The 23083-nt window shown below is 59.1% G+C and carries 16 protein-coding genes; 15 read left to right on the forward strand and 1 reads right to left on the reverse strand.

What is annotated here, in order from left to right; all coding sequences use genetic code 11:
* Positions 1–554 precede the first annotated feature (554 nt).
* Complete coding sequence (gene dnaA / locus EL249_RS02630; protein WP_005674520.1) at positions 555–2333, reverse strand: chromosomal replication initiator protein DnaA; 1779 nt, start codon at positions 2331–2333, stop codon at positions 555–557.
* Between the two features lie 489 nt (positions 2334–2822).
* On the opposite strand from dnaA, the gene rpmH reads away from it, so the two are divergent.
* The 15 genes from rpmH (at position 2823) to EL249_RS02705 (ending at position 23045) form a co-directional block, all read left to right on the forward strand.
* Complete coding sequence (rpmH, locus tag EL249_RS02635; RefSeq protein ID WP_005674518.1) at positions 2823–2957, forward strand: 50S ribosomal protein L34; 135 nt, start codon at positions 2823–2825, stop codon at positions 2955–2957.
* 315 nt (positions 2958–3272) lie between these two features.
* The gene (locus EL249_RS02640) at positions 3273–3710 is read left to right on the forward strand and encodes a hypothetical protein (protein WP_040530115.1); all 438 of its coding nucleotides are present in this window, start codon (positions 3273–3275) and stop codon (positions 3708–3710) included.
* Positions 3707–4024: a membrane protein insertion efficiency factor YidD gene (gene yidD / locus EL249_RS02645; protein ID WP_005674515.1), complete on the forward strand. Its 318-nt coding sequence runs from the start codon at positions 3707–3709 to the stop codon at positions 4022–4024. Before EL249_RS02640 ends, yidD begins: the two co-directional genes overlap by 4 nt.
* A gap of 116 nt (positions 4025–4140) precedes the next feature.
* A complete protein-coding gene (gene yidC / locus EL249_RS02650) occupies positions 4141–5826 on the forward strand; it encodes a membrane protein insertase YidC (RefSeq protein ID WP_005674514.1) in 1686 nt (561 codons plus the stop codon).
* A 67-nt stretch (positions 5827–5893) separates the two neighbouring features.
* Complete coding sequence (gene mnmE, locus EL249_RS02655) at positions 5894–7450, forward strand: tRNA uridine-5-carboxymethylaminomethyl(34) synthesis GTPase MnmE (protein WP_005674513.1); 1557 nt, start codon at positions 5894–5896, stop codon at positions 7448–7450.
* Positions 7389–8651: a tyrosine-type recombinase/integrase gene (locus tag EL249_RS02660; RefSeq protein WP_232002029.1), complete on the forward strand. Its 1263-nt coding sequence runs from the start codon at positions 7389–7391 to the stop codon at positions 8649–8651. Before mnmE ends, EL249_RS02660 begins: the two co-directional genes overlap by 62 nt.
* Before the next feature lie 178 nt (positions 8652–8829).
* Positions 8830–9147 carry an HVO_A0114 family putative DNA-binding protein gene (locus EL249_RS02665; protein ID WP_035269521.1) on the forward strand — a complete coding sequence of 106 codons (318 nt, stop codon included), beginning with the start codon at positions 8830–8832 and terminating at the stop codon, positions 9145–9147.
* Positions 9148–9173: 26 nt separating this feature from the next.
* A complete protein-coding gene (locus EL249_RS02670; protein ID WP_005674510.1) occupies positions 9174–10166 on the forward strand; it encodes a restriction endonuclease in 993 nt (330 codons plus the stop codon).
* 94 nt (positions 10167–10260) lie between these two features.
* On the forward strand, positions 10261–11274 hold the full coding sequence (locus tag EL249_RS02675) for an AAA family ATPase (RefSeq protein WP_040530111.1): 1014 nt from the start codon (positions 10261–10263) through the stop codon (positions 11272–11274).
* A gap of 17 nt (positions 11275–11291) precedes the next feature.
* Positions 11292–13922 (forward strand): S8 family peptidase, encoded by a 2631-nt coding sequence (locus tag EL249_RS02680; RefSeq protein WP_005674508.1) that lies wholly within the window; start codon positions 11292–11294, stop codon positions 13920–13922.
* 41 nt (positions 13923–13963) lie between these two features.
* Positions 13964–15679, forward strand: coding sequence for a class I SAM-dependent DNA methyltransferase (locus EL249_RS02685; RefSeq protein WP_005674507.1), 1716 nt, complete (start codon positions 13964–13966; stop codon positions 15677–15679).
* Positions 15680–15707: 28 nt separating this feature from the next.
* Positions 15708–17012, forward strand: coding sequence for a restriction endonuclease subunit S (locus EL249_RS02690; protein ID WP_232002030.1), 1305 nt, complete (start codon positions 15708–15710; stop codon positions 17010–17012).
* The gene (locus EL249_RS02695) at positions 17012–18172 is read left to right on the forward strand and encodes an SIR2 family protein (RefSeq protein ID WP_005674505.1); all 1161 of its coding nucleotides are present in this window, start codon (positions 17012–17014) and stop codon (positions 18170–18172) included. Before EL249_RS02690 ends, EL249_RS02695 begins: the two co-directional genes overlap by 1 nt.
* Positions 18173–18195: 23 nt before the next feature.
* A complete protein-coding gene (locus EL249_RS02700; protein ID WP_040530109.1) occupies positions 18196–21345 on the forward strand; it encodes a type I restriction endonuclease subunit R in 3150 nt (1049 codons plus the stop codon).
* A 23-nt stretch (positions 21346–21368) separates the two neighbouring features.
* Positions 21369–23045 carry an RNA-binding domain-containing protein gene (locus tag EL249_RS02705; RefSeq protein WP_005674502.1) on the forward strand — a complete coding sequence of 559 codons (1677 nt, stop codon included), beginning with the start codon at positions 21369–21371 and terminating at the stop codon, positions 23043–23045.
* Positions 23046–23083 lie beyond the last annotated feature (38 nt).

Consider the following 23083-nt stretch of genomic DNA (forward strand, 5'->3'; position numbering starts at 1 on the left):
CTGGATCTTCACGATGAGAAACGATGTGGGGACGGCGGGATTGCCGAGTCGTCGGATTGTGGACATTTCCGGCCTCCTGCCTGAAACCCCGGTTTGTCCACATTTTGCCGGTCATGGGCTTACCTGCTTGCTGACCGGTTGTGCACAACCCGCGTCCGTTGCCTGCTATTTAGGCATGTTTGCCTAAATTCAAGGCATTCGATGGTTCGAAATCCGGACATCCGGTGTCCAACATTGTGGATAACTCTACCACTGCCGCTTCCGATGCGCTTGTCGGACGGTCTGGGGATATCTTCCGGTTATCCACAATCGGCGACGAGTTGCGATGTTAACCCGTCGTCAGACGGGTTCAGGGTCCTTCATGAAAGGGGGTCTACGGACTGTCGTCCCCTTCGACGCCGAAGCGCCGCGAGAGGCTGACAGAGGAAAGAAGATGGATGCCCAGAGATGGGTGGAGGTGGGCATTCCAGAAGCCGGGTCCTGATCGCGTGGACCAGGAATCTTCTCTTTTGAAGAAGAAGCGCACCGGCGTGCGCAACCTGTCTGGAATGTTTCTAGAGGTACTCCCGCAGGGTCTGGTCCAGCACGTGGATCTGCTTGTTCAGGTCCTCGTCATGGGCTCGTAATTCTGTAATTTTGCGTACAGCATACAGAACAGTGGTGTGATCCTTGCCCCCGAAGGCATCGCCGATCTCCGGCAGGCTCTTCTGGGTCAGCTCCTTGGCCAGGTACATGGCAATCTGACGGGGCAGGGCGATCTTGGCCGGCTTGCGCTTCGAGTACATGTCGGCCTGCTTGATCTTGTAGTACTCGGCCACCGTCTTCTGGATGAAATCGATGGAGATCTGCCCACGATTGAAGGAGATGAGGTCTTTCAGCGCTTCCTTCACCAGTTCCAGCGTCAGGGGTGAAGATCTGAATGATGCATAATGAATGGCGCGCTGCAGGGCGCCTTCCAGTTCCCGCACGTTGCGGCGAATGTTCTTGGCGATGAAATAGGCCACATCGTCGGGCAGGCGGATTCGCGCCTGCTCGGCCTTGCGCTGCAAAATGGCCACCCGCATTTCCAGCTCCGGCGGCTCGATGGCCACGATCAGGCCCGAGTTCAGACGCGAGATCAGCCGGTCATCGATGCCCTTGAGCTCCTTCGGGTAGGTGTCGCAGGTGATGACGATCTGCCGCTGGTTGATCGTCATCGTCTCGAACACATGGAAGAACTCTTCCTGCGAGCGCTGCTTGTCCGACAGGAACTGGATGTCGTCGATCAGCAGCACGTCCAGCGACTGGTAATAGTGCTTGAAGCGGTCGATGGCGTTGCGCCGGATGGCCTGGATCAGGTCCTGCACGAACTGGTTCGACGAGATGTAGCGGATGATCGCCCGCGATTCACGTTGCTGGATGGCGTTGCCCACTGCCTGCATCAGGTGGGTCTTGCCCAGGCCCACGCCGCCGTGAATGAAGAGCGGGTTGTAGGCGCTGCCGGGCCGGTCGGCCACCTGCAGGGCGGCGGCCCGCGCCAGGTCGTTGGCCTTGCCGTTCACGAAGGCCGCAAAGGTCAGCCCCGGATTCAGGCGCGAGCGCTCGTTGGGCATCTGCCCGCCCAGCCCGCCGAAGCTGCGGGCCGGCGCGTTGGTGCTCCCATCGTCGCCCGGACCTTCGGGGTCGGACCCGTCATCCAGATAGTCGCCCGTGCCGTCATCCAGCACGTCCGGCGCTTCCAGGGCGTGCCGTGCCTCGAAGCCCGGGTGGCCCGCGTGTTCGGCACCGCCATCGCTCCAGCCCTGGGATCCGCCGTAACCGGGGCCATGACCCGGTCGCTCGTGGGTCTGCTGCGGGACATGCGCCTGCGGCTGGAATGCGCCTGCGCCGTGCGGGCTGGCCATGCCTCCCTGATAGCTTCCTGCGCCCGCAGCGACGTTGCCCATGCCTGCAGGAACATTGCCTTGCCCGCCCCCGTGTGGGGCAGGGGGCTGAACGCCATGCGACATGGAGCCCGGGTGAGTGGGACCCGCGCTGGCAAATGAAGAGGGCCCCGCGTGCGTGGCCGCTCCTGCCCCAGCCCCCGCCACGGGCGCAGCCGAAGCCGCGCGCGGCGCGACCCCGATCTCCACCCGCATGGCTGGGTCGATCACGTCGCGCAGCACTTCCTGAATGAGGTTCTGGTACTGATTGCGCACGATGTCTGCCTTGATCTGGGTGGCGGCACCCAGCCGGATCAGGCAGTCGTCAGCGCTGAATTCCAGGAAGGCAAGCGGTTTTATCCACGTCTTGTAGGCCTGTTCGGGCATGCGCGCCGCGATGGCGGCACTGCACGCGTCCCATTGTTCCTGCATGGCGGTCGAAGGCTCCGCGCCAGCCTGGGGAAGGCCAGCGGCTGTTTCTTGTAATTTGAGAAAATCGGATCAGTTCATGAATCTTGCATGAAATTTCATGCAGGATAGGCAATCTTGCCCACTTCGTGTCGACAGGGGAATCTGAGGTTCGACGTGATTGCGCCGCGCAGAAACTGCTGCCTGCCCCTGAGTGAGGCCGCTCGAAGAAGGGCGTTCATTCTAACTTATCCACAGGTTGTCCGCAGCTATCCACAAGCTTGTCCCCGGACCCCGATCGTGCCCGTCCCGGCGCCGCCCGCTCGCTCGGCGTGCCTGCGCCTGCCGGCCTCCGAGACGGAGCGTAGGCGGTTGCAGGCGCGAATAGGGGCACCCCGAAGCGCAGAAATCATTGACAAACCCCTCGTTTTGCCTATCCAATAGCGGGTTTCTGGAAAATCGCCTGCGGCCTTCGCAAACCCGTGATCCGCCGCGGCCCTTTTGGTAGCCATCATGAAGCGCACCTATCAACCCTCCGTCTGCCGTCGTAAAAGAACTCATGGCTTCCTGGTTCGCCAGAAAAGCCGGGGTGGTCGTGCCGTGCTGCGCGCCCGCCGTGCCAAGGGCCGCAAGCGCCTGGCCGTCTGATTCCTCACGACGTTCTTTGCTGATCAGTCCCGGCCCCGACCCTTTCTGGCTCGGGGTAGAGGGCCTGTCATGACACTTCCGCAAAGCCGGCCACCCGCGGGCCCGGCATCCGCAGGAAGCCCGTCCCGGGAGCCCGGGACTGCTTCCCCGCAGGCGCGCAAAGGCCCTCGTGGCCGATCCGGTCCGCCTCCCGTCCGTGTCTCCGGACACTTCTTCGAGCTGACCGGTGTCCTGCCGCGTCCGTCTGGTGGCGCATCGACCTCGCCGGCCAACCCGGGTGACAGATCATCCCGGGCTGCCCAGCCTGGCGCTCCCGTGACCCCCTCGGCATCCGATGCCCTGGATTGCCTCCAGATCAGTGTTCCCAAGCGCCTGGTGCGCGCGGCCGTCCGACGCAACACTGTCAAGCGTGTCGCTCGCGAAGCCTGGCGCGTGGCCCCTGTCGCGCTGCTGGACTGCGGACGCAGCTGGCGGCTTCGGCTGAAGGCGCACCCCATGGGGGCGCTGGCTGCGAAGAGCCAGCATGCCCGAGCCCAGATGCGTGCTCAGGCGCGGCGAAAGCCAGACTCAGCCGGATCGGGTGTTCCGGATTCTCCGGGCTTTGCGGTCATCAAGCGGCAACTGCGCGCAGAACTGGACCGATTGCTTGCCGATGCGGCCGAGCGTCTGAATCGCCGACCCGTCGGGCGCACCATGCGGGCCGATGCGGCAGGGGCAGTACCGCCGGCTTCCTCGTCGGGCATCGTCTCATGAGCGCCTCGCCGTCCGGCAACGCCGATGCTCAGCCGTCCGTGGCCCGGCGTCCGCTCGTGCGGGCGCTCACGGCCGTGGTGAAGGGCTACCAGCGCGGATTCAGCAGTGTCTTTCCACCCAGCTGTCGCTACTGGCCCAGCTGCTCGGAATACGCCATCGAAGCCCTGCAGCTGCATGGTGTGGCACGGGGCAGCTGGCTCACGCTCAGGCGCCTGTGCCGGTGTCACCCCTGGGGCGGACATGGGGTGGATCCCGTGCCCCTGCCTGCCTCCTCGCCCGGTGATTCGAAGGCCGCACGCCATCGAACTTCCTGACGATTCACGTTTTTTTTGGTCCTGACCCGGTTTCGATCAAGATCAGGCCAGCATCCTGGCGCAAGCTCGGTTATTCTTGGCGCCACTTCATCCAACAGCAGAACCTGTCCCCCACGATGCAGCAGAGCCACAAGACCGTTCTCTGGGTAGTTTTCATCCTCTCGCTATTGTTCCTCTGGAACAACTGGCAGCAGTACAACGGCCAGCCCGCCATGTTCGGCGGTAGTCAGCAGGCCCAGACGGCACAGCAGAACACCGCGTCCGCCCCACAAGACGGTGCGGACACCAGCATTCCGGGTGCCCCCAGCCAGGCAGGCAATGACGCCCCGGCCAGCGTGCCCGCCGACCAGGCCGAGCAGGCCAAGGCCGGTCAGACCATCACGCTGAAGAACGACGTCATCGAGCTGGGCATCGACACCGTTGGTGGCCAGATCGTCAGCAGCAAGCTGCTCAAGCACATCCACGACACCCGTAACCCCGACAGCGGCAACCTGGTCATCCAGTCCGACCGCAAGGGCAGCTTCTTCGTGGGCCAGACCGGCCTGGTGGGCGTCAAGGACGCACCCAACCACACCACGCCCATGACCGTGGTGCGCACCATCGAGACCGACGGACAGGTCACCGGTGTCGTGCTGGCGGCCGAAGGCGGTGGCCTGCGCATCGAGCGCACCTACCAGCTCAGCCCCGGCTCCTACGAGATCAAGGTCGACAACCGCGTCACCAACATCGGCGAGCAGCCGCTGTCGCCGTCGCTGTACCTGCAGCTGACCCGCGATACCCACGAGGCCCCGGGCCAGTCCGGCTACTACAAGACCTACGTCGGTCCGGCCATCTACACCGACGCCGACAAGTTCCAGAAAGTCTCCTTCGACGACATCGAGAAAGGCAAGGCCAAGCACTCCGGCCGCGCCAACGATGGCTGGGTCGGCATCATCCAGCACTACTTCGTCTCGGCCTGGGTGCCCAAGCAGGGTCAGCCGCGCGAGTACTACACGCGCCGCGTCGGTCCCAGCACGTATTCGGCAGGTGCCTACGAGCAGCTGGGCCAGATCTCGGCCGGCCAGAGCGTCGATGCTTCCGAGACCCTGTTCATCGGTCCCCAGGACCAGGACGTGCTGGCCAAGGTCGCCCCGGGGCTGGACCTGGTCGTCGACTATGGCTGGCTCACCGCCATTGCCAAGCCGCTCTTCTGGCTGCTGACCTTCCTGCACGGCATCGTCGGCAACTGGGGCTGGGCCATCGTGGCGCTCACCATCCTGGTCAAGCTGGCCTTCTTCCCGCTGCAGGCCGCCAGCTACCGTTCCATGGCCAAGATGCGCAAGGTTCAGCCGCGCCTCAACGCCATCCGTGAACGCTATGGCGATGACCGCATGAACCTCAATCAGGCCATGATGGAGCTGTACAAGACCGAGAAGATCAACCCGCTGGGCGGCTGCCTGCCCATCCTGGTGCAGATCCCCGTCTTCATCGCCCTGTACTGGGTGCTGCTGGCCTCGGTCGAGATCCGCAACGCCCCGTGGATCGGCTGGATCCATGACCTGTCCAGCCCCGATCCGCTCTACATCCTGCCCATCCTGATGGCGGGCACGATGTTCCTGCAGACGCACCTCAATCCCAAGCCGGCGGATCCCGTGCAGGCCAAGATGATGACCTTCATGCCGCTCATCTTCTCGGTCATGTTCTTCTTCTTCCCGTCGGGCCTGGTGCTGTACTGGGTGGTGAGCAACATCTTCTCCATCGCCCAGCAGTGGGTCATCACCCGCCAGATCGAAGGCAAGCCCATCTTCGGCCGGGCCGCCTGATCAACCGCTCCATGTTTCACCCCTTGGCCTGGACCCCTGTTCAGGCCATTTTTTTTGGATAGACGCCGTGCAGGACAAACGCCCCATCTGCGCCATTGCCACCGCCCCTGGCCAGGGCGCCATCGGTGTCGTGCGCGTCTCGGCGCCCGAGCCTGACATCATCACCGCCCTGGCCGCCGACATCCTGGGCCCGGAGCGCCGCCTCGTCGCCCGCAAGGCCGCCTATGGTCCGTTCCTGGCGGCCGATGCCCAGCCCATCGACTACGGCCTGGCGCTCTGGTTCCCTGCCCCCCATTCCTACACCGGCGAACACATCCTGGAGCTGCAGGGCCACGGCGGCCCCGTCGTCCAGCAGATCCTGCTGCGCCGCGTGCTGCAGGTAGGCGCTGCCTTCGGCATCCGCCTGGCTGAGCCCGGCGAATTCACCGAACGCGCCTTCCTGAACGACAAGCTCGACCTCGTGCAGGCCGAAGCCGTCGCCGACCTCATTGAAGCCAGCACCGAGCAGGCCGCGCGATCCGCCACCCGATCACTTCAGGGCGTCTTCTCGCGGCAGATCGACGACCTGGCCGAACAGCTGCTCACCCTGCGCATGCTGGTCGAGGCCACCCTCGACTTTCCCGAAGAGGAAATCGACTTCCTGCAGAAAGCCGACGCTGCCGGGCGCCTGGCGCGCATTGACGACACCCTGCGACGCCTCTTCGACACCGCCCAGAGCGGCGCCCGCCTGCGCCAGGGTCTGAACGTCGTGCTCACCGGCGCTCCCAACGTCGGCAAGTCCAGCCTGCTCAACGCCCTGGCTGGCGCCGAAGTTGCCATCGTCACCCCCATCGCCGGCACCACCCGTGACCGCGTCATCGAGCAGATCAGCATCGAAGGCGTGCCCATCAACCTCATCGACACCGCCGGTCTGCGCGACACCGACGACCCCGTCGAGAAGATCGGCATCCAGCGCACCTGGGCCGAGATCGAGAAGGCCGATGTCGTCGTTCACCTGCGCGCGGCTGACGAGCTGGCGCGGGAGGACGAGAATCAGACACCTGGCGAGACAGGACAGGGCAACGGGAAGAAAGCCGTTCCGGCCATCATTCCGGACGCCGGGACGGGTTCTTCACCTGAACAACGATCCGGACAGGGGCAGACCGGGAGCGCTCCGCTCGACATCAGTCGCCTGGAGGCTGCCATTGAGGCTCGCGTACCCGCCAGCGCTCGACGCCTGACCGTCATCAACAAGATCGACCTGGTGGAGGGGGAAGGGCAGCTTGCGTCCGGGATGTCGGATGGGGCGCCTCACGCGCAATCGTCAGCCACCGAGATACTGCGCCTATCCGCCCGCACAGGGCAGGGCATCGAAGCCTTCCGCCGCAAGCTTCTGGATATCGCTGGCTTCCAGCCCGGGCAGGAAGGTGTCTTCATCGCCCGCGAGCGCCACCTGCAGGCGCTGTCCGAAGCGCTGTCCCACCTTCAGAACGCCCGCCAGCATGTGTCCCTGGGCGACCAGGCGCTGGACCTCTTTGCCGAAGAACTGCGCCTGGCCCATCAGGCTCTGGGCCGCATCACGGGTGCCGTCACCGCCGACGACCTGCTGGGGGTCATCTTCAGCCGGTTCTGCATCGGGAAGTGAGGTGGGGTCCATGTCTCTCACAGATACCGCACTCAAGGCGCTCAAACCAAAGGATGCCTCTTACATCGTCAGCGATGATCGCGGGCTGTACGTAGAAGTGCTGCCGAGTGGCAGCATCGTCTGGCGTTATCGCTACCGGCTGGATGGCAAACGCGAGAAGCTGACGCTGGGCAAATACCCCGCGCTGACGCTGAAGAACGCTCGCCTGAAATGGGATGAGGCGGCTCACCAAGTGGCGATGGGAGAGTCGCCGGCAAAGAAAAAGCAGCAGGAGAAAGTGTCTGGGGCAGAAAACACCACTGTGGTCGACTTTGCCGAACGCTTCTTCAAGGATATCCAATCACGCGACCGCAAGGACGTGACCATGCCCCGGCGCTACCTGGAAAAGGACATCCTGCCGCACATCGGCAGCAAGCCAGTCCGGGACATTACCGCCGAGGACGTGCGCAACGTCATCTGGCGCAAGAAGGAACAAGGCTTCGATGCCGCCGCCGGCCAGGTACGCGGCCTGCTCAAGCGCATGTTCGACTACGCGCTGACCTGCGGCCTGATCCAGGCCAACCCGGTCATGGCCCTGCCAATGCGGCACGTCTACCGCGCCGCCGCCCGCGACCGAGCGCTGACGCCGGACGAAATCAAGCTGTTCCTGCGCGCCATGCAGACCTCCAACATTCGCCGCCAGTTCAAGATCGCCTTCCAGTTGATCCTGATGACCCTGGTGCGCAAGTCCGAGCTGATGCTGGCGCAGTGGAAGGACGTGCATGTGAACGAAGGCGAATGGCACATCCCGGTGGAAAACTCCAAGACCGGCAAGCTGCACATCGTTTACCTGTCCACCCAGGCGCAGACGCTGTTCAAGGAGCTCAAGCCGCTGGCCAGCAGCAGCGACTGGGTATTGCCCGGCCGTGGCACCCTGGCCAAGCCTTTCGCCAACAATGCACTGAACCAGGCGCTGAAGGTGTCATTGCAGGGACAGGAGATCCCTGCCTTCACCATTCACGACCTGCGGCGGACTGCTTCAACTCTGCTGCATGAGCAGGGCTGGCCTTCGGATGTAGTGGAAAAGGCGCTGAACCACACCATCGGCGGCGTGCGCGGTGTCTACAACCGGGCGGAATACGCCGAGCAGCGACGGGAAATGCTGCAGGCGTGGGCGGACTACATCGACGGGTTGGCACCGTCGACCAATTTGGTGGTGTGAGTCCGACTGGGGCGCTGGTGGCCTTTTCCCTTTTTGGGTAGGGCCGTTGACCCTTGATTACCCTTCCCTTGCCCTTGCCCTTGCCCTTGCCTTTTCCCTTGTGGCAGGCATTTAGGATCGACGATGATTATCAGACACTGATACAATTTTGAATCAACGTGTCATTGGATTTGCGATCATGAAGCGCTGCATTGTGGGTATCCGACAGCCAGAAGGCTCGCCACCAAAGGGAAGCGAAACGCCCAGCATTTGGTTTCCGTCTCTGGCATCACTGGCAGCGGTGCTGTCGGACGACAACCGCCGCCTGCTGCGCCTGATCCACGACAAACAACCCAAGTCCCTGACCGAACTGGCCGAACTCAGCGGACGCAAGGTGCCGAACCTGTCGCGCACCCTGCGGATGATGTCGGATTACGGACTGGTTTCGCTGCAGCGCAATGTTCGGGATGTTCAGCCGACAGCGCTGGCGACTGAGTTTCTGGTGGTGCTGGATTGATGGCTACGAATAAGAGAGGGAATGCAATGGCACGGATGTGGATGGTGCGAGGCGAAGGCGGAAGCTTGTATGACGCCTTTCGAGAGCGTGGTGTGGCGGCTGTAGGCTGGAACCAATTGGCAGCCCACGCTAAACCCGGTGTCGGCCGCAAGCAGTTGATCGCCCTGTACCGATCCGCCGAGCCCCAGGTAAAGCAAGGCACGGTGGTGTCGGGCGCATCCCAGGTCTGGCGCTTCGTCAACGACATTCAGGATGGTGATTGGATCGTCACCTATTCGCCAGCCAATCGCTTGTACTCGATCGGCAAGGTCACGGGGCCAGCCGAACACCACCCTGAGTGGGCCGAACAAGGCATGCCACTGGCGCGCAAGGTACAGTGGCAAACGCAGGAATTGCCACGCGACAGCTTGGGCACCAGCACAAAGAACAGCCTGGGTTCGACCCTGACCCTGTTCGAGGTGCCGTCCAGCGCGGCAGCCGAAGTGCTGGCGGCGCTGAAGGGTAAACCAGCTCCAGCCGTGGAAGATGAAGCCGAGGAAGTCATCGCTGATCCACTGGCCGACATCGAGTCCCAGGCGCTGGAGCGCATCAAGGACCGGGTCAACGAACTCGACTGGGACGACATGCAGCAGTTGGTCGCCGGCATCCTGCGAGCCATGGGCTACAAGACCCAGGTCTCGCCCCCGGGAGCAGATCGGGGAAAGGACATCGTCGCCTCGCCAGACGGCTTTGGCTTCGAACACCCGCGCATCGTCGTGGAGGTCAAGCACCGCAAGGGCCAAATGGGCAGTCAGGAGATTCGTAGCTTTCTCGGTGGCCGCCACAAGGACGATCGCGGGCTATACGTCAGTACCGGCGGCTTCACTAAGGACGCGCAGTACGAAGCGGACCGGGCGTCCATTCCGCTGGCCATGTGGACGCTGGATCATGTGGTGCGCGCCCTGATCGAGCATTACGACGCCACCGACGCTGAAACCAAACGAATCGTGCCGTTGAAGCGGTTGTACTGGCCTGCTTGAATTATCAACGCAGACATGTGCTTGACAGCCCCTGAACAAACGCCCATTCGGAGTACGACAATGCCACCTAAATCCTTCATCAAGGTGAACACATATGGCACAAGCTGATACCTTGGTCGCCCTGGTAAAAGCAGCCAGTAGCGGCGACCAACCTTCTTTTCGGAAGTCGACCGAAGCCTTGATTCAAGAAGAACGTGGCAAGGGGCACCGAATCCTAGCCGACCGACTGGAAAAGGCATTACGAGCGCCAGCCCATCAGCCGACCTTATTCCAGCCTTCTGCAGCAGCGACGCGACCAGCCCAAACTGGGGGCATCGCGCAGAAAGATCTGATTGCCGAGTTGACACCAGAGCGTTCGCTGGAAAGTTTGGTGCTTAACGATAGTATTCGCGGGCAGTTACGAGAAGTTGTCGAAGAACAGCATCGCGCTGAGTTGCTGCATGCTCACGGCTTAAGCCCAAGGCATCGAATCCTACTAGCTGGGGCGCCAGGGAACGGTAAAACATCGGTTGCTGAAGCGTTGGCATTTGAGTTGATGGTGCCGCTGATCGTTGTGCGCTATGAGTCGTTGATTGGCAGCTACCTGGGCGAAACTTCTATCCGCTTGAAAGCCTTGCTTGACTACGCTCGAACACGGCGCTGCGTGTTGTTCTTTGACGAGTTCGAAACATTGGGCAAAGAGCGAGGTGACACTCATGAAACGGGGGAGATAAAGCGTGTCGTTAGCTCTTTGCTGCTTCAACTCGACGATCTTCCAGATTATGTCGTTGTCGTTGCTGCTAGCAATCACCCAGAACTTTTGGATAGGGCCGTTTGGCGGCGCTTTCAGGTTCGACTGGAACTCCCTCTTCCTACACGCGCACAGTTGACCGCGTTCGTCGCCTTTATCAGTGAACGCAGCAAGGTCAACTTTGGCTTGGCCAATGAGACTGTCGCAAAAAGACTTTTAGGCCTCAGTTTTTCAGAGGTGGAAGAGTTCTGCTTGGGAGTAGTCCGCAGAGCGGTACTAGATCAGAAGGTGGATGACGCCAGAACCATCGTCTCTTCCAGGTTGGAACAATGGAAGAAGCGGTTGAAACCTGCCAATAAAGAAGTATCAGACGAATAAGGCACAAGGAGGGGGATATGCCTGATGAGTACTTGCCATTACTGGTTTTTCCTGAAAAGCGAATTCTCCAGCCAGAAAAGGGCAACGGTTTTCCTCCGGGAAAACAGAATTTGCCCGGCCATGGTGCCCAGGTAGCCCGTATTGGAAGACAGATCGAACATCTGGAAGAAGACTTCGCACGCTATCAGGCCAGCCTGACTGGTGCTCTGGCTGGGCTCGAACCTGAAATGGTCCTAGTCATCGAGATCGTTGGACGTCTGGACGACTTCCGACAAGCCGTTGAAGCGGCTGGCTTAGAGTGGCTAGGGGAGACGGAAATCGACGACTTGGAGGCTGAGGATGAAGGCTTCCATGAGCGAGATGCTGCCGGTCAACCTGTGGTTAAGCCGCTGAGCGGTCGCATGTTTCTGGCCATGAGCAACATGGCTGGCTTGCAAGAGATTCTCACGCTTTGGGAGCAATGGAAAGCCAATAGAAGCCTGCCCCACGGAAAAACAAAGTGGAAAGCCGTTTTCGAGCAATTGAACGTGCTGAGGCGCTGGGGCATTGAGGAGACATTGGTCGAAACAGGAATGATCGACCGCTGGAAGGACCTGCTTGAATCTCTTGACCCCGAAGAGAAGGTCAGATTTCAGATTGAGCTTTTCTACCGCAAGAGGGTTGAGAAGCGTCGAAATAATGAAGCAGCAATTCGTTCATTGCTTGAAGGCCTCGGAGGCCAAACGCTTTCGGCGTTCCTTGATATGCCTCAGATCGCATTCCATGCGGTCAAGGCCGAATTGCCTGCTCACGCCATTCAGTCGCTGCTCCATCAAGTAGCTGCAGATGGAGCTGATATCGACATCGAACTGTTCAAATTCGCCGGCATCATGTATTTCCGCCCTACCGGGCAAAGCCTGGCGGTTTCTGAGGAGGGCGAGGGAGAGCCGGCTGCGTTCCCCGAAAGTGTCAGTGACCTTCCTCCTGTCGCAGCGCTCCTTGATGGCGCTCCCTTGCAATTGCATGAAGCGCTGAAAGATCGACTGCTGGTTGATGACACCTTTGGCTTGGAGTCCACTTATCAACCTGGCGAGCGCAAGCATGGCACTGCCATGGCTTCCTTGATTCTTCATGGGGATCGCAGCAATCCCGATTCCGAACCGCTACCGCACAAACTGTATTGCATCCCGGTGATGCAGCCTGACCATCAGACACGCGAACATGATGAACATATGCCGGATGAGGTTTTCTTTGAAGACCGCATCCATATAGCTGTTCGGCGCATGTTTGAAGGCTCTGGCGACGTCCCCGCGCAAGCGCCTACAGTCAAGGTCATCAATCTTTCCATTGGTGATACAGCGCGGGAGTTTATCCATACGCCAAGTCCTTGGGCACGGTTACTCGACTGGTTGGCCTACCGCCACCGCGTGCTGTTCTGCGTCAGCGCGGGCAACTACTGCGACGAGATTGATATCGGACTCAATCAGCAGCAGTTCGCCGATCTTTCTGATGGAGAGAAGATAAGCGCCACCGTAAAAGCGATATCAAATAGCCTTACCTCCCGGCGGCTGCTTTCGCCGGCAGAAGCGATGAACGCCATTACGGTAGGCGCTGCTCACGCCGATGATTCTGGAGATGCATATCCGCAATTTGGCCAGCGTGTCGATGTGCTGCCTTCGCAAACTCTGTTCAGTCCTGCCACCCGTCTGGGTTTTGGTTTTAAACGCTCCATAAAACCTGACATCCTCATGCCCGGAGGGCGGCAACTCTACAACGCCCCTGTACTAGCTAGATCTACCCTGTACAGCGTCGACAACTCCATCGTCGGACCAGGTCAAAAAGTTGCGCTGGACAGCAGAAAGCAAGGCGTTTTGAACAACGAAGCCTTCTGGCGTGGCACCAGCAATGCGACGGCGCTGGCCACACGAGGTGCGGTGCGGCTGTACGACATGCTGAACAGACTACGCAACGAGGAGGGGGAGGATATTCCCGAGACGTTGATGTCGGTGCTGATGAAGGCGCTACTGGTACATGGCGCTAAGCAAGACGAAGCTGGCAAGCAACACATCGAACAAGTGTTGAAAGACGCGCGCAACTCTCGTCAGTTCAAGCAGGTAATCACGCGCTACCTTGGCTATGGAGCCGTGGATATCGAGCGTGTGCTGACCTGCACTGCCCAGCGAGCAACCGTCCTAGGCTGTGGAGAGATACGGGAAAACGAGGTGCATGAGTATGCCTTTCCGATCCCTCCCGGCTTCTCTTCCCAAAAGATTTGGCGGCGGCTGGTAGTGACCTTAGCTTGGCTGACACCAATCAATCCGGACCACCGCAATCTTCGAGAAGCCAAGCTGACGCTAGAACCCGGCGGGGGAAATTGGTCCAGTCAGATCCTTAAACTGGATCGTCAAGACGGTGACCACAATCAGGTGGAGCGTGGCACCGTGCAGCATGAAGTGCTGGAAGGCAAGAAGCAGATCCAGGCCTTCGAGGATGGTGAGACCTTGCGCATTCGCGTCACCTGCAAAAAGGACGCAACTGCACGCCTTGATGCTGTCATTCCCTACGGGCTCGCTGTGACTTTGGAAGCGAAGGAAGACATTCCGATCTACCAGCAAGTCCGCGCCCGTATCAAGCAGCCGGTGCGTATTGCACCGGGCGTGGGGCGATGATCGCATAACGGTATGAAACATATAGAACAAGGCATTTGTACATGAAACCCATAGAACAACAATTCTTCAACGACCTGGAAAAAAAGCTCTGGACCGCCGCCGACAAGTTGCGCTCCAACCTTGATGCAGCCGTGTACAAGCACATCGTGCTCGGGCTGATCTTCCTCAAGTACGTCTCCGATGCCTTCGAAGAACGGCAGCGCGAACTGCGCGAGCAGTTCACCAACCCGGATCATGACTACTACATGGATCCGGACGAATACGGCGGCGCAGGTACCCTGGAGTACGAAGACAACATCGCCACCGAGCTGGAAGTGCGCGACTACTACACCGAGAAGAACGTGTTCTGGGTGCCTCTGGAAGCGCGTTGGCAAACCCTGCGCGATTGCGCGCAACTGCCGCCCAAGGCCGCGCTACCGTGGAACAAGCCGGGCAAGGACGAGCCAGAGGAAATGCGCTCGGTCGGCTGGTTGATCGACAACGCTATGGAGGCCGTCGAGCGCGAGAACGCCCGCCTGAAGAACGTGCTCAACAAGGACTTCGCCCGCGTCCAGCTCGACTCCAGCAAGTTGGCCGGCCTGATCAGCCACTTCTCGGATACCGACTTCAGTGCGAAGGAGTACAAGGGCCAGCCGCTGGACCTGAAATCCAAGGACATCCTCGGCCACGTCTACGAATACTTCCTCGGCCAGTTCGCACTGGCCGAAGGCAAGAAGGGCGGCCAGTACTACACACCCAAAAGCATCGTCACCCTGATCGTGGAAATGCTCCAGCCGTTCAAGGGCCGCGTCTACGACCCGGCTATGGGCTCCGGCGGCTTTTTCGTGCAAAGCGAGGAGTTCATCGAACAACACGGCGGCAAGGCCACCAACGGCAAGAGCGGGCAGATCAGCGTCTACGGGCAGGAAAGCAACCCCACCACCTGGCGGCTGGCCGCCATGAACATGGCCATCCGCGGCATCGACTTCAACTTCGGCAGCGGCCCGGCCGACACCCTGCTCAACGACCTGCACCCGGACCTGCGCGCCGATTTCGTCATGGCCAACCCGCCCTTCAACATGAAGGAATGGTGGAACGAAAAGCTGGCCGCCGACCCCCGCTGGATCGCCGGCACGCCGCCGCAGGGCAACGCCAACTTCGCCTGGTTACAGCACATGCTCTGGCACCTAGCGCCCACCGGCAGCATGGCGCTGCTGCTGGCCAACGGCTCCATGAGTTCCAACACCAACAACGAGGGCGAAATCCGCAAGCGGCTGGTCGAGGACGACTATGTGGAATGCATGGTCGCACTGCCCGGCCAGTTGTTCACTAACACCCAGATTCCGGCCTGCATCTGGTTCCTGACCCGCGATAAGCAGAACGGCTTCGCGCTGGACAAGAAGAAGCGCGACCGGCGCGGCAAATTCCTGTTCATCGACGCCCGCCAGATGGGCTACATGAAAGACCGCGTGTTGCGTGACTTCACGGTGGAAGACATCCAGAAGATCGCCGATACCTTCCATGCCTGGCAGCAGGGCGAGGGGTACGAGGATGTGCCCGGCTTCTGCCATTCCGCCAAGCTGGACGAAATCCGCAAGCATGAGCATGTGCTGACGCCGGGCCGCTACGTAGGCGCAGCGGAGCAGGAAGACGACGGCGAACCCTTTGCCGAGAAGATGCAGCGGCTGACGGCACAACTGGCGGAGCAGTTTGTGGAGAGTGCGAAGCTGGAAGCGGAGATCAAGAAGAATTTGGCGGGGCTGGGTTATGCCATCTAATCCGACAAAGCTTCCGCTCTCTGAACTCTTGGAACTGATCATTGATCATCGCGGTAAGACCCCAAACAAGATGGGATTCGATGACTTCTTCCTAAGTGGTATACCTGTTCTATCTGCAAAGCACGTCAAGACGGATGGCTTGGTTGATGTACAGTCAATGCGGTATGCATCTACTGAGATGTATAAAAAGTGGATGACAGTGGAGGTGCAAGAGGGCGATATCATTTTGACCTCTGAAGCCCCAATGGGTGAAGTCTTCTACATTCAAGATGACAAGAAATACGTGCTCGGGCAGCGAGTGTTTGGACTGCGGCCTAATCCAAGGCTGATTAACCCAAAATACCTAGCAGCTTGGCTGGCCTCCTCGGAGGGGCAGCGGCAGATTACAGCACGAGCATCAGGATCAACGGTTCAAGGTATTCGCCAAGTTGAACTATTAAAATTAGAAGTTGATCTGCCCTCCAAAGAGGAGCAGGAGAGAATCGCAAACGTCAGGTTCTCCCTCACTGACAAGATAATCCTCAACCGCTGCATCAACCAAACCCTCGAAGCCATGGTGCAAGCCATCTTCAAATCCTGGTTTGTCGATTTCGACCCGGTCAAGGCCAAGATTGCCGCCATCGAGCAAGGCCAAGACCCGCTACGCGCCGCCATGCGCGCCATCAGCGGCAAGACCGACGCTGAACTAGATCAGATGCCCCGTGAGCACCACGACGAACTCGCCGCTACCGCCGAACTGTTTCCAGACGCTATGGAAGAGTCGAAGCTGGGGAATATTCCGAATGGGTGGGAAGTAAAGCGCGTTGGTGATCTGATTGAATTGGCATACGGCAAAGCTCTCAAATCAACCGACCGTAAACAGGGCTCTGTTCCTGTTTACGGGTCTGGCGGCGTCACCGGCTATCACAACGAAGCACTGGTACCACACGGTGCAATCATTGTTGGCCGCAAAGGAACTGTGGGTAGTTTGTACTGGGAAGATGGGCCGTTTTTTCCAATCGACACTACGTTCTACGTGAAACCCAAGGTGTTGCCGATGACTTATTGCTTCTATGCTATGCAAACACTTGGATTGGACAAAATGAATACCGATGCAGCGGTTCCCGGATTGAATCGCGAAAACGTGTACCGACTTGAGTTGGTTAAGCCGTCCATATCGGTTTTAAGTGCTTTCGATGGTCTGATTGGTCAGACGAGGAAGGCAATGCGAGCAAATACAATTGCAAGTCGATCGTTGGCCGAACTCCGCGATAGCCTCCTCCCCAAACTGCTTTCAGGGGAGCTGGCTATCGATAAAATACCTGGGCTTGTCGATACCACTGGAGCCATCTGATGGATATTAATAAGCTCCGTGAGAACAAACTAATCGTGGACAAGGTCGAGGAAGCTTTGCAGGCGGCGTACTCATCCAACGGAGATTTCAATGCGGTGCTGGATGAAGCGGAGCCGATTGCATTCACAAGCTTGAAAGATCCCGAGCATCAATACGTCTACCCAATCAGCGAGGTGTTGTACTGGACAGATAGGGATGCCTATCTGGACGAACTTGACCAGTGGGAAGGTATTTGTCAGATCAGTCAGCATGACGCTGCAATCCGCTTCATTAAGCAGTCTGATCAAGTGGCAGTGTTCCTCGATCTGGTAGACGCCGTTCGCTTAGGGCGAATTTCTCCTTTTGTAGGAGCTGGCATCTCGAAAGCGTGTGGCTACCCAATGTGGGGCGAGGCCCTGCGCAAAATAACGCTAAAGCTCAATGGTATTGAAGTGCAAGATATCGAGCCTTTGATGGCGAAATATGATTATCTGCAAGCTGCACAGCTGCTATACGAAGCAGCAGCAGATCAGGTGAAACACTTCATAAAAACGGAATTCCGTCAGCGGGCAGGCGCAATTGCAGGGCCAGTTCTTTTACTGCCTGATTTGGCCCAAGGTTGTATCGTCACGACCAACTTTGACTCAATGATCGAAGATCTTTTCCAACAGCGTGGCCAGGCGTTGGATGGATACATGTATGGAATGCAGCCTGGCAATGCTTTTGTTCAGCGCTTACTTCGTGGTGAGCGCTGCATCTTAAAGCTGCATGGCGATGCGCGCCAAGACAACACATATGTATTTACACAAGAGCAATACCGGATTGCCTACGGCGAGCCCCTGTCATTCCAAAATCAATTGCCACGGGCACTGCGCCAGATTTTCATCAGCCATTCCTTCTTGTTCCTAGGTTGCAGTTTGGAGCAAGACAAGACGCTTGATCTGTTCAAATCAGTCGTTGATGAGGCTGCATTCGAAATACCTGATCACTTCGCCCTACTCAATGAGCCTGCTACACCGCAAGAGCGCACTCAAAAAGAAGCTCGATTACTACAATTGAAGATTCGGCCGATATGGTATTCAACATCTGTAGCTGATGATGGAAGCCACGATCACAGTCTGTTGGAACAAATTTTGAGACTTGCTATTGCTGTGTCGCGCCGGCAAGTAGCATTTGAATAAGTCACTCAAACATAGGTTTTCCCATGGTAAATGAACAGCAGCTCGAAGAATTATGTTTGGAGTGGTTTCAAGCAATCGGCTGGCGTTTTGAATCCGGCCTCGATCTCGCTCCAGATGGAGAGCAGCCCGCCCGCACCGATTATCGCCAAGTGGTGCTGCGCGAGCGCCTGCTGCTTGCGTTGGCCCGCATCAATCCGAGCATCCCTACCGCTGCTCTGGAACAGGCTGCGCATGAACTGCTGACGGCGAGCGAACCCCTGCTGATCACCCGCAACCGTCATGTGCATCGATTGCTGCTGTCCGGTATCCCGGTCGAGTTTTCCGAAGGCGAGGAAAAGCGCACCGATCTGGTCAACCTGATCGACTTTGCCGAGCCGCGCAACAACGATTTCCTGCTAGTCAGTCAGTTCACCGTGACCGGTACCAAGCAACCGCGCCGACCGGACTTGGTGGCTTTCGTCAACGGCCTGCCGTTGGCGGTGATCGAGCTGAAGAACCCGGCCAACGAGCAGACTGACATCTGGGATGCATTTAACCAGATCCAGACCTACAAGGATGAGATCAGCGACCTATTCAACACCAATGTGGCGGTGGTGGTCAGCGACGGCTTCACGGCGCGGCTAGGATCGCTCACGGCCAATCAGGAACGCATGCAGCCCTGGCGGTCGATTGCTAATGAGGACGACCGGCCGCTGCTGGAGTTCGAGCTGGAAACGCTGGTACGCGGTTTCTTCGAGCCGGCACTGTTTCTCGACTATGTGCGCCACTTCGTGCTGTTCGAGCAGGACGCCGACCAGATCATCAAGAAGATCGCCGGTTACCACCAGTTCCATGCGGTGCGCGAGGCGGTGAAGGCCACGATGATCGCCGCTAGCAGTCCGAACAAAGGCATGCTGGAAGTGCAGGAACCGCGTGCCACCTACGGCAAGGAAGTGCAGCCCGGTAGCCGAAAGGCCGGCGTGGTGTGGCATACGCAAGGCTCGGGCAAGAGCATCACCATGGCCTGCTATGCGGGCAAGCTGTTGCAGCAGCCGGAGATGAAGAACCCCACGCTGGTGGTAGTAACCGACCGCAACGACCTGGACGGGCAGCTATACGGCACCTTCTGCGCCGCCGAAGACCTGCTCCGGCAAACGCCAGTGCAGGCCGGTAGCCGCGAAGAACTGCGCGAAATGCTGGCCTCGCGTGAGGCGGGCGGCATCATCTTCACCACGGTGCAGAAGTTCGCGTTGCTGGAGGACGAGGGGCAGCACCCGCTGCTATCGGGCCGCAGCAATATCGTGGTGATTTCCGACGAGGCACACCGCAGCCAGTACGGCATGAATGGGCGGCTGGACACCAAGACCGGCAAGTATGTGTTTGGCTATGCCAAGCACATGCGCGACGCGCTGGCCAGCGCCACCTTCATTGGCTTCACCGGCACACCCATCGCCCTGGAAGACAAGGACACGCGGGCAGTGTTCGGTGATTACGTCAGCATTTACGACATCCAGGATGCGGTGGATGATGGCGCCACGGTGCCGATCTACTACGAAAGCCGCTTGGCCAAGCTGGATGTGAACCAGGCCGAGATCGACGCACTGAACGCCAAGGTGGATGAGGTCATCGAGGACGAGGAAGACCTCACCGCCCGCGAGAAGACTAAGAGCGATTGGGCCGCACTGACCAAGCTGGTGGGCGCGCAGCCGCGTCTGGAACAGGTTGCTGCCGACCTGGTGCAGCATTTCGAGACACGCACCGCCACGCTGGAAGGCAAGGCGATGATCGTTTGCATGAGCCGCGACATCTGCGCCGAGCTGTATAACGCCATCATTGCCTTGCGTCCGGATTGGCACGACGCCGACCCGGAAAAAGGTGCAATCAAGGTAGTGATGACCGGCTCGGCAGCGGACAAGCCCTTGCTGCAGCCGCACCTGTACAGCCAGCTGGTGAAGAAACGCCTGGAAAAGCGCTTCAAGGACCCCGCAGACCCGTTGAAACTGGTGATCGTGCGCGACATGTGGCTGACTGGCTTCGACGCGCCCTGCTGCCACACCATGTACGTGGATAAGCCCATGAAGGGCCACAACCTGATGCAGGCCATTGCCCGCGTCAACCGGGTGTTTCGCAACAAGCCCGGTGGATTGGTGGTGGATTACATCGGCATCGCCAACGAGCTGAAAGCGGCGCTCAAGACCTACACTGAATCCAAGGGCAAGGGCGACCCGGCGCACAACGCAGCCGAGGCCCTGGCCGTGCTGCTGGAGAAGCTGGACATAGTGCGTGGGCTGATGCACGGCTTCGATTACAGCGGCTTCGAGACCGACGCGATGAAGCTGCTGGTGCCGGTGGCCAACCACATCCTGGGGCTGAAGGACGGCAAACAGCGTTTCCTCGACGCCATGCTGGCGGTGAGCAAGGCGTTTTCCCTGTGCAGCACGCTGGATAATGCCGCCGCCCTGCGCACCGAAATTGCCTTCTTCGCTGCCGTCAAAGCCGCCATCGTCAAGTTCACTACCGTGGATCGCAAGCGTTCCGACGCCGACAAGAACAGCGCGCTCAAACAGATCCTGGACAATGCCATCGTGGCGGACGGCGTGGCGGACATCTTCGCCCTGGCGGGCCTGGACAAGCCCAACATCGGCTTGTTGTCGGACGAGTTCCTGGAAGACGTGCGGCAGATGAAGAGCCGCAACCTGGCGGTGGAACTGCTGGAAAAGCTGCTGCGCGACGAGATCAAGGCGCGGGCGCGCAACAACGTAGTACAGGAGAAGAAGTACGGCGACCGCCTGCTGGAAACCCTGCGTAAGTACCACAACCGGGCGGTGGAGACTGCGCAGGTCATCGAGGAATTGATCCAGATGGCCAAGGACTTCCAGGCAGCGCTGGAGCGCGAAGCGGCGCTGGGACTGAGCCCGGACGAGATCGCCTTCTACGATGCACTGGCCAACAACGAAAGCGCGGCGCGCGAGTTAGGCGACGATACCTTGAAGAAGATCGCTGTCGAGATCACCGAGAAACTGCGTAACAGCACCACGGTTGATTGGCAGGTGCGCGAGAGCGTGCGCGCCAAACTACGGATTCTGGTGCGGCGCACGCTGAAGAAGTGGAAGTACCCGCCAGTGGGTGAGGATGCCGCGATCGAACTGGTGCTGAAGCAAGCGGAATCACTGTCGAACGCTTGGTCGAAGTGATTAGCGTAGGCAGAGGAGAAACGATGACCCAACCAGACCTGAGCCAGCGACTGGACAGCCTGATCGCCACGTGGGAGAACGAGGTAGCAGAGTTCAAACAAGCTGATAACAACTACAGTACCGACGATATCGGTAAGTACTTCTCCGCGCTGGCAAACGAAGCCAATCTACGCGGAACCGATGGTGGCTGGCTGGTGTTCGGCGTGAACAACAAGACGCACCGCGTGGTCGGCACGGACTATCGTCCGCAATCCGAGCGCCTGCACTCGCTGAAAATGCAGATCGCAGAGAATGCGGAACCCCGCATCACCTTCCGTGAAATCCATGAACTGGCACACGCCGATGGCCGCGTGTTGATGTTTGAGATTCCTGCTGCGCCGCAGGGTATCCCGATTGCCTGGAAGGGCCACTACTATGCTCGCGCTGGCGAAAGCCTAGTTTCACTGGGTCTGGATAAGCAAGATGAAATCCGCCGCCAAACGCTTGCTCAAGATTGGACGGTCCAAGTGGTTCCCGGTGCCACGCTGGATGATCTGGATGAAGCTGCTATACGCAAAGCGCGTGAGTCTTTTGCACAGAAATACGCAAACCGCTTCCAGCCTGGTGAAGTGGAAGGCTGGCCACTGGCAACCTTTCTTGACCGTGCCCGCGTCACGCAGAACAGCCAAATCACTCGTACCGCACTGCTTTTACTCGGCAAGGCGGAATCTTCCTACCGTCTTTCCCCCTATCCGGCCCAACTGACCTGGAAGCTGGAAGGCCAGGAGCGAGCCTATGAACACTTCGGCCCACCATTTCTGCTGAGCACAACGCGACTCTACCAACGTATTCGCAACATTCAGTTTCGATTGCTGCCGCAAGACGAGTTGTTGCCTATAGAGGTATCTAAATACGACCAGAAAATCGTTCTGGAGGCTCTGCATAATTGCCTTGCTCACCAGGACTACACTCGCAATGGGCGCGTGGTGGTGACAGAGTTGCCGGACAAGCTGGTATTCGAGAATGAAGGCAGTTTCTTCGAGGGGCAGCCCGACGAATACATTCAGGGTGACAAAACCCCACGCCGATACCGTAATCCCGCCTTGGCCCAGGCAATGGTCGAACTGAATATGATCGACACCATGGGCTACGGCATCCATTCGATCTATACAGGCCAGGCAAGACGCTATTTCCCATTGCCGGACTACGATCTAAGTGAGTCCGCTGCCGTTAAGCTGACGATCTATGGCAGCGTTGTGGATCCAGCTTACAGTCGCCTGCTGATCCAGAACACCGATCTGCCGCTGGCGGATGTACTGGCACTGGATCGTGTGCAGAAAAAATTGCCTATCCCGGACGAAGCCGCCGCACGTTTGCGGCGTAGCAAGTTGATCGAAGGGCGCAAACCCAACTTCCACGTATCAGCCTCCGTGGCCGAGGCAACAGCAAACAAGGCCGATTACATCCGCACTCGTGCACAAGATGACGAGTTCTACGCCAAATTGCTGACCGACTATCTTGAGAAGTTTGGCCAGGCGAACCGTGCCGAGATCAACAAATTGCTGCTGGACAAGTTGAGCGACGCTCTGGATGACAAGCAGAAGTACAACAAAATCAGCAACCTGTTGACCAGACAGCGCCGCCATGGGGTGATAGTCAACACTGGCTCAGACACGGCTCCTTGCTGGCGGCTGACAGAGAGCATTGCAAAGAGAAATTAGAGATCTGCAGAGAGAAATCCACTTAAAAACATATAAAT

The organism is Lautropia mirabilis (genome assembly GCF_900637555.1).
GTDB classification, from domain to species: Bacteria; Pseudomonadota; Gammaproteobacteria; order Burkholderiales; family Burkholderiaceae_E; genus Lautropia; species Lautropia mirabilis.